The sequence below is a fragment of the Sphingomonas bacterium genome, from assembly GCF_903643065.1.
In the GTDB taxonomy this organism is placed as follows: domain Bacteria; phylum Pseudomonadota; class Alphaproteobacteria; order Sphingomonadales; family Sphingomonadaceae; genus Sphingomonas.
The window spans coordinates 1-7,339 of record NZ_CAHJWX010000079.1; the positions used below are offsets into that span (position 1 = coordinate 1).

At 65.1% G+C, this 7,339-nt stretch carries 8 protein-coding genes; 3 read left to right on the plus strand and 5 right to left on the minus strand.

The window, feature by feature from the left end; all coding sequences use genetic code 11:
- From HUU95_RS04335 to cyoA, 5 genes are all read right to left on the minus strand, one after another.
- Positions 1 to 734: HlyD family secretion protein (locus HUU95_RS04335; protein ID WP_174278981.1), on the minus strand; the 734-nt coding region annotated here is incomplete at its 3' end.
- A gap of 98 nt (positions 735 to 832) precedes the next feature.
- Positions 833 to 1,228, minus strand: coding sequence for a cytochrome o ubiquinol oxidase subunit IV (cyoD, locus tag HUU95_RS04340; RefSeq protein WP_174278982.1), 396 nt, complete (start codon positions 1,226 to 1,228; stop codon positions 833 to 835).
- On the minus strand, positions 1,225 to 1,890 hold the full coding sequence (locus tag HUU95_RS04345; RefSeq protein WP_174278983.1) for a cytochrome (ubi)quinol oxidase subunit III: 666 nt from the start codon (positions 1,888 to 1,890) through the stop codon (positions 1,225 to 1,227). The genes cyoD and HUU95_RS04345 overlap by 4 nt, the downstream gene beginning before the upstream one ends.
- Positions 1,887 to 3,899: a cytochrome o ubiquinol oxidase subunit I gene (gene cyoB / locus HUU95_RS04350; RefSeq protein ID WP_217429767.1), complete on the minus strand. Its 2,013-nt coding sequence runs from the start codon at positions 3,897 to 3,899 to the stop codon at positions 1,887 to 1,889. The genes HUU95_RS04345 and cyoB overlap by 4 nt, the downstream gene beginning before the upstream one ends.
- Positions 3,896 to 4,732, minus strand: coding sequence for a ubiquinol oxidase subunit II (gene cyoA, locus HUU95_RS04355; protein ID WP_254602614.1), 837 nt, complete (start codon positions 4,730 to 4,732; stop codon positions 3,896 to 3,898). Before cyoA ends, cyoB begins: the two co-directional genes overlap by 4 nt.
- A 258-nt stretch (positions 4,733 to 4,990) precedes the next feature.
- Here cyoA and HUU95_RS04360 point away from each other — a divergent pair, with 258 nt between their 5' ends.
- The 3 genes from HUU95_RS04360 (at position 4,991) to HUU95_RS04370 (ending at position 7,199) form a co-directional block, all read left to right on the plus strand.
- Positions 4,991 to 5,740 carry an alpha/beta fold hydrolase gene (locus HUU95_RS04360; protein WP_174278985.1) on the plus strand — a complete coding sequence of 250 codons (750 nt, stop codon included), beginning with the start codon at positions 4,991 to 4,993 and terminating at the stop codon, positions 5,738 to 5,740.
- Positions 5,741 to 5,869: 129 nt separating this feature from the next.
- Entirely contained in the window at positions 5,870 to 6,682 is an 813-nt protein-coding gene (locus tag HUU95_RS04365) for a pyridoxamine 5'-phosphate oxidase family protein (protein ID WP_174278986.1), read from the plus strand.
- 223 nt (positions 6,683 to 6,905) lie between these two features.
- The gene (locus tag HUU95_RS04370; protein ID WP_174278987.1) at positions 6,906 to 7,199 is read left to right on the plus strand and encodes a DUF1330 domain-containing protein; all 294 of its coding nucleotides are present in this window, start codon (positions 6,906 to 6,908) and stop codon (positions 7,197 to 7,199) included.
- Positions 7,200 to 7,339: the final 140 nt, after the last annotated feature.

Here is a 7,339-nt window from a genome sequence, read left to right on the forward strand (position 1 = left end):
CGCGCGCCGTCCGCCTGCGCACGCGCCTGCTTGAGGTCGCTGAGATATTGCGCGAGCTTCTCGTTGGTCTCGGCGCCCGCCGCGCTCAGGGGCGCGTAGCGCAGCACCTGCGCCTCGTTGAAGCGCACCGACGCGTCATATTGCCGGATCATGTCGCGGCTCTGGTTCGCCTGCGCGAGGTTCTGGCGGATCGTGTCGAACTGCTGCCGGCGCTGCGCGCGCGCCTGATCGGTCGTCGCCTGCGCCTGCGCGATCTGCGCGCGCGACTGATCGGCGGTGGCGTTGTAATCCTGCGCCTCGATGCGGACGAGCATCTGCCCCGCGCGCACCATCTGATTGTCGCCGACCAGCACCTGCTCGACATAGCCCGACACGCGCGGCGCGACGTTCACCTGATCCGCCGCGAGATAGGCGTCGTTGGTCGATTGCTGGAAGCGGCTGTACGTCCGGTAGTGGATGAACCACACGATGAGGACGATCACCGCCACGATCGCTGCGATGATCAGGGCGATGCGGACCTTGGGGTTCTTCAGCGGCGACGGCTTCTTCTCGTCCTTGTCGCCCCCGTCTTTGTCATCGCCCTCCTTGTCGTCGCCGTCCTTCTTGTCGCCGTCCTTTTCGTCGGCTTTGTCCTTGCCGGAATCGCCGTCCTTGCCCCCGGACGAGCCCTGCTGCGAAGACGACGGTCGGTCGGCGTCATCCTTGCTCTCGTGATCGTCGTCTGCCCCTGGCATTCCGTCGCTCCGCCAATTTCCCGCGCAATCCCGCTACCGTCATCGTACGGCGTTACGTCTCGAACACTTGTGCGACTCGGTACATCAACCGATGTCCTTCAGTGCTGTATTTGCAAATTCGTCATCGCGTCCATCGGCATCATGTTGGCGTTGAGGTTCGACATGATCCACAGCGAGCCCGCGCCGACAAGCACGATGATCAGCACGCCGAACGCCACCGCCAGCGCGTTGTTGACGTTGTCCGGTCCGGTGGTGAGGTGGAGGAAGAAGACGAGGTGGATGCCGATCTGCGCCACCGCCAGCACGCACAGCCCGATCGCCACCCCCGGCTGCCAGAACACGCCCGTCGCCGCCACCCAGAACGACATCGCGGTCAGCCCGCCCGCCAGCCCCAGCCCGATCAGATAGGTGACGACGCCGCGCAAGGTCGCGCCGCGCGCCTCGCCCGGCGCCGTGTCGCCGGCTTTGCCCGCCGTCTCGCGATCCTCGCTCATCCGCGTGCCCCCAGCAGGTATACGATCGTGAACACGCCCACCCAAACGATGTCGAGCGCGTGCCAGAACAAGGTGAAGCAAAGCAGCCGGCGCTGGATATCCTCGCGGAAGCCCTTGGCCCAGACCTGCGCCATCATCGTCCCGCACCACAACATCGCCGCGCCGACATGCAGCCCGTGGCAGCCGACCAATGCGAAGAAGGCCGAGAGGAAGGCGCTGCGCTGCGGCCCCGCTCCCTTGGCGATCAACTCGGCGAACTCGCTCAGCTCCAGCATCAGGAAGGCGAAGCCGAGCAGCCCGGTGACGAGCAAGGCGATCTGCGTCCAGAGCAGGCTGCGCGCGTCGGCGGCGAGCGCCGCCATGCCGCAGGTGAAGGTGGAGAGCAGCAGGCACGCAGTCTCGATCGCGACCGAGTCGAGCGTGAACAGCTGCCGCGCGGTCGGGCCGCCGTCGGTCGCGCGCGACAGCACCGCATAAGCGGCGAAGAAGGCCGAGAACATGATGATGTCGGAGACGATGAACAGCCAGAAGCCGTAGCCGGTGACGATCCGCTTGGGGGCGATGCCGCCCTCGGCCTGGTCCGCGTCGTGCCCGTCGCCGTGGCCGAGCTGATGCGGATCGCCGCCGCCGCCCGCTTTGTCCGCCGCCGCCGCTGCGCTCACGTCACCGCCACCGCGTCGCGCAGCTGCGCCTCCTGGACGCGCCGTTGCGCGCTCGCCGACGCACGCACCTGCGCCAGCGGCACCTCATATTCGTTCTCGTCGCGCCACGCGAACACGACGAAGGTCGCGAAGGCGCCGACCAGCCCGACGATCGCCAGCCACCAGATGTGCCAGATCAGCGCGAAGCCGGTGAGCGTGGTGTAGAAGGCGGTAATGAACCCGGTCGGGCTGTTGCGCGGCATGTGGATCGCCGCATAATCGGGTTCCTCGTTGAGCTTGCGCGCCTCGATCGCACGCTGCTTCATGCCCCAATAGGCCTCCTCGCCGGTGACGTCGGGCAGCGCCGGGAAGTTGAATACGGGCGGCGGCGAGGGCGTCATCCATTCCAGCGTGCGCCCATGCCACGGATCGCCGGTCGCGTCGCGGCGGGCGTCGCGCGTGCGGATCGAGACGACGATCTGCACGATCTGGCAGGCGATCCCGGCGAGGATGATCAGCGCGCCCGCGCCCGCGGCCAGCAGCAGCGGTGTCCATGACGCATCGTCGGTGTGCTGCATCCGCCGGGTCATGCCCATCAGCCCGAGCGCGTAGAGCGGCATGAACGCGACGTAGAAGCCGACCAGCCAGCACCAGAACGCCGCCTTCCCCCAGCCTTCGTGCAGCGTGAAGCCGAACGCCTTGGGGAACCAGTAATTATAACCGGCAAATGCGCCGAACAGCACGCCGCCGATCACGACGTTGTGGAAATGCGCCACCAGGAACAGCGAGTTGTGCAGCACGAAATCGGCCGGCGGCACCGCCATCAGCACGCCGGTCATCCCGCCGACCACGAACGTCACCATGAACGCGATCGCCCACAGCATCGGCGGCGCGAAGCGGATGCGCCCGCCCCACATCGTGAACAGCCAGTTGAACACCTTCACGCCCGTCGGCACAGCGATGATCATCGTCATCACGCCGAAGAAGCCGTTGACGTCCGCGCCCGCCCCCATCGTGAAGAAATGGTGCAGCCAGACCACGAACGACAGCACGCAGATCGACATCGTCGCGGCGATCATCGAGCGGTAGCCGAACAGCGGCTTCGACGAGAAGGTCGAGATCACCTCCGAGAAGATGCCGAACGCGGGCAGGATCAGGATGTAGACCTCGGGATGCCCCCATGCCCAGATCAGGTTGATGTACATCATGGCATTGCCGCCATGATCGTTGGTGAAGAAGTGGAAGCCCAGATAGCGGTCGAGCAGCAGCATCGCGAAGGTCGCGGTCAGGATCGGGAAAGCGGCGACGATCAGCAGGTTGGAGGCGAGGCTGGTCCAGCAGAAGATCGGCATGCGCGTCAGGCTCATCCCCGGCGCGCGCATCTTGAGGATGGTGGTGGTGAGGTTGATCCCCGACAGCAAAGTCCCCGCGCCCGATATCTGCAGCGCCACAAGATAATAGTCCACGCCGACGCCGGGCGAGTAGGCCAGCTCCGAAAGCGGCGGGTAGGCCAGCCACCCGGTGCGCGCGAACTCGCCGACGACGAGGCTCATGTTGACCAGCAGCACGCCCGACGCTGTCAGCCACAGGCTCACCGAGTTGAGCGTCGGGAAGGCGACGTCGCGCACGCCGAGCTGGAGCGGCACCGCGAAGTTCATCAGCCCGATCATGAACGTCATCGCGACGAAGAAGATCATGATCGTGCCGTGCGCGGAGAAGACCTGGTTGTAATGGTCGGGCGGCAGATAGCCTTGCGCGCCCGCGGTCGCCATCGCCAGCTGCGAGCGCATCATGATCGCGTCGGAGAAGCCGCGCAGCAGCATCACGCCTGCAAGCATGCAATACATCACCCCGATCCGCTTGTGATCGACCGAGGTGATCCACTCGCGCCAGAGATAAGGGAGGTGCCCCTTGGCGACGACCCAGCCGAGCACGCCGAGTATCCCCACCAGCGCGAAGCCGCCGACGATCAGCGGGATCGGTTCGCCGATCGGGACCGCCTGCCAACCGAGCTTGCCGAGCAGGTTCATCCCTGGGTCGATCCGCCGACCACGACCGGCAGGTTCGGCTGTGGCGCCTCCATCCGCACCACCGCGTCGAACAGGCCGGGCACGACGCCGCCATAGTTCGTGGCGGGTGTCGCCTTGCTGCGCCGGGCGAGCGCGGCGTAGCCGGCCGCGTCGAGCATCGGCCCGTGCCCCCGCGCCGCCGCCGCCCAGCCGGCGAACGCCGCGGGCGGCAGCGCGTCCACGGTGAAGCGCATGTCGGAGAAGCCTTCGCCGCTGAACTGCGCGGACATCCCGGCGAAACGGCCGGGGTGATCGGCAAGCAGGTTGAGCCGCGTCGTCATCCCCGCCATCGCGTAGATCTGGCTGCCGAGCTGCGGCACGAAGAAGCTGTTCATCACGCTGGCGGAAGTCAGCCGGAACCGGATCGGCGTGCCTGCGGGCAACACCAGCCGATTGACGCTGGCGATGCCCAGTTCGGGATAGATGAACAGCCACTTCCAGTCGAGCGACACCACCTCGACCAGCACCGGCCGCACGCGCGACGCGATCGGCTTCGGCGGATCGAGTTCATGGCTGCCGATCCACGCGATGCCGCCCAGGAGCAGCACCACCATCGCCGGGATCGCCCACACCACCAGCTCGATCTGCCCCGAAAAGGTGAATTCCGGCCGGTAGCGCGCGCGCCGGTTGGACGCCCGGAACCACCACGCCACGCCCAGCGTGGCGATCACCGTCGGGATCACCACCGCCAGCATGATCGCCAGCGAGTTGAGGAGGATCGCCCGCTCCGCCGCGCCGACCGGGCCCTTGGGATCGAGCACGCCGTTGCCGCACGCCGAGAGGACAAGTGGCATGCTGATCCACCAATGACCGATGACCTGTCGCATATGGTGGTGTTCAGTGCCCGGGAACATACCTCGCTTGCGCATCATGAGCGACCCTGGAGCGAGCTACCGGCGGCAGCATCCGAACGTTGGAGATAGCCGCCGGATTGCGATCGCCGCTGATCCAGATCAGTCGATCCGACCTGCCATGATCTAGCAAGCCGAGAAAGGCGGCGGTGACATAGGAGCTGTCCGTCCACTGACACCGTCCGTTAGGAGGCTAAGTCGATGGCTCAGACTGGCAGGATCACGTTCATCCTTGTTCCAGGCGCGATGCATACCGCCTGGGCGTGGCACAGGGTTGTCCCGTTGATCGAGGCGCAGGGCAATGTTGCGGTCACGCCGGATCTGCCAGGCATCGGGACCAATCACTCGGTCCGGCCCGAAGATGCGACGCTCGACATGTGGGGCGGTTATGTCGCGGACATCGTGCGCTCGGCGGATGCGCCCGTCATCCTCGTCGGCCATAGTCGCGGCGGACTCGTCATCGGCGAAGTGGCGGAGCGTGTTCCGGAACTGGTCGCCGGGCTGATCTACGTGTGCGCCCTGATCGTGCCTCCCGGCCGTACCGCGCTGGACGTAATGGGCACCGACCAGACGAAGGACGACGGCCCGCGTCCGTCAGAAGACGGAAAGACCATCTCAATCAGCGCCGAGGCAGCGATCCCGCTATTCTACAACCGGTGTCTTCCCGAAGATGCGGCGGACGCCGTCGCCCATCTACGCCCCGAGCCCGCGGTGCCCAATGCAACGCCGGCGACGGTTACGCGCGACCGCTGGTATCGAGTTCCGCGCGCCTATATCGAAACGAGCACCGACAATAATCTGACGCTTGCCAAGCAGCGGCAAATCCAGTCCGCCGCACCATGCGATCCGGTGGTGATCATCGATGCAGATCATTCGCCGTTCCTGAGTGCAGCGCCGGCCCTTGTCGATGCGCTGGTAGACGCCGCCGCGGACATGATGGGAAACGAATAAACCCGTCCTGCGGATCGCGGGCCCACTGTCGACACTATCCTTCAGCTTGTTCGAACCGCCAGACCCTTGATGTATTAATGTAGCCAAGATTGCTCGCAATGATCTGTGTTGCGGTCGAAACGATATGCGGTGGCAAACTGCCGAGAGCCTTGTCGTGTCTCGCGCCACGCGATTATCGCCCTCGAGCGAACGCCGCCCGTTGAAGATTCGCTCGCGGCAGCGTTGCGCGTCGCCGCTTCGGTGGGGCTGCTCGAGATCGAACTCCAAACGCGGCGGCGCAACCGGGTCAACGGGTTCCTCCGCCTCCGACGCGACGGGCTTTACCGTTATTGTCCAACAGGCCTTCGGGAACTGTCCGCAATATATCCAGCAGCGGCCCATACGGCCCTGAACGTTCCTCCGGTCCATCTCGAAGGATCGGCATTCGCCAATCTCAATGACGATGAAGCCCGAGCTTTGCTCAGCGAAGCCGACACGATGTTCCTGGCGAGCTTCGCGCCCGGCCCGGATGGCAGGCCTGCGATGGGTATCTCGCATCGCGGCGGCAAGCCCGGCTTCACCAGGATCGACAAGGATGGCGGTCTCACCATTCCATGTTTCTTCGGCAACCTCCTCTTCAACACGCTCGTCAATATCCTGCTGACCGCCACGGCGGGCCTCGTCGTACCGTGCTTTGCATCGGGCGACGTCCTGCTCATCACGGGCGAGGCTCGGGGCGGCCTCGGCGATGATGACGATGTCGAAGCGGGCCCGGCTGGTGCGGAGCGGGTTTGGCAAATTCGTCCGCGGCAAGGTCGCTGGCTGCACGGCGCTCTGCCGGTCGAGCTTCAGCTCAAGAGCTGGTCTTCGCAGACACTCGCCACAGGCGATTGGCCGCGAACCCCACTATCATTGTCGCCGAGTAGGCCGCCGCAACTACAGACAGAAATCTCGAATTACTGAGAACTTCTTGACATGCCAGATGCATTCTCCGGCTTGTCGCGGCGGCGAGAATTATCGTCACGAACCGCCCGCTCGCGTCCACCACACGCCGGACAAAACGATCTGTCGATGCCTCGAATTTGCGTTCAGGGTATTTTCTGCAACTTTTCGGAGATCCAGTAATCATTGTGGTTCCAACCGATGTGCCTTGCCCGACAGGGCACTGAACACAGTAGGAAGCGAAATGTCCGCTCTGATGCTCGCGCAAGTAGAGTTCCATGATGCCGAGGCGATCGAGCGCTATGTCGCGGCGGCTAGGCCCACCATCGAGCAACATGCTGGCAAAATCCTCGCCGTCGGCGCTGCGGAGGTGGCCGAAGAGACGTGGTTCGGCCCGAACACGATCGCGGCCGAGTTCGCCAACATTGCCGCCGCCCGCGCGTGGTACAACTCGGCGGAGTATCAGGAGGCCCGCAAGATCAGGCTTCCGGCTGCCACGACGAATTCGGTCTTTTTTCTCGAAAGTTCGGCCTCCTAGCCCACAATCGGCGCGGTCAGCCAACTACTCGCACTGACCGCACCTAGGTGGAGACAGGGCCGCAAGTGGGAGGCAGCCCGCGAGATACGGCGGCGGTCGGCGAACGGTCAGCGCCGATAGCGCAAGGCATCGACGACGGC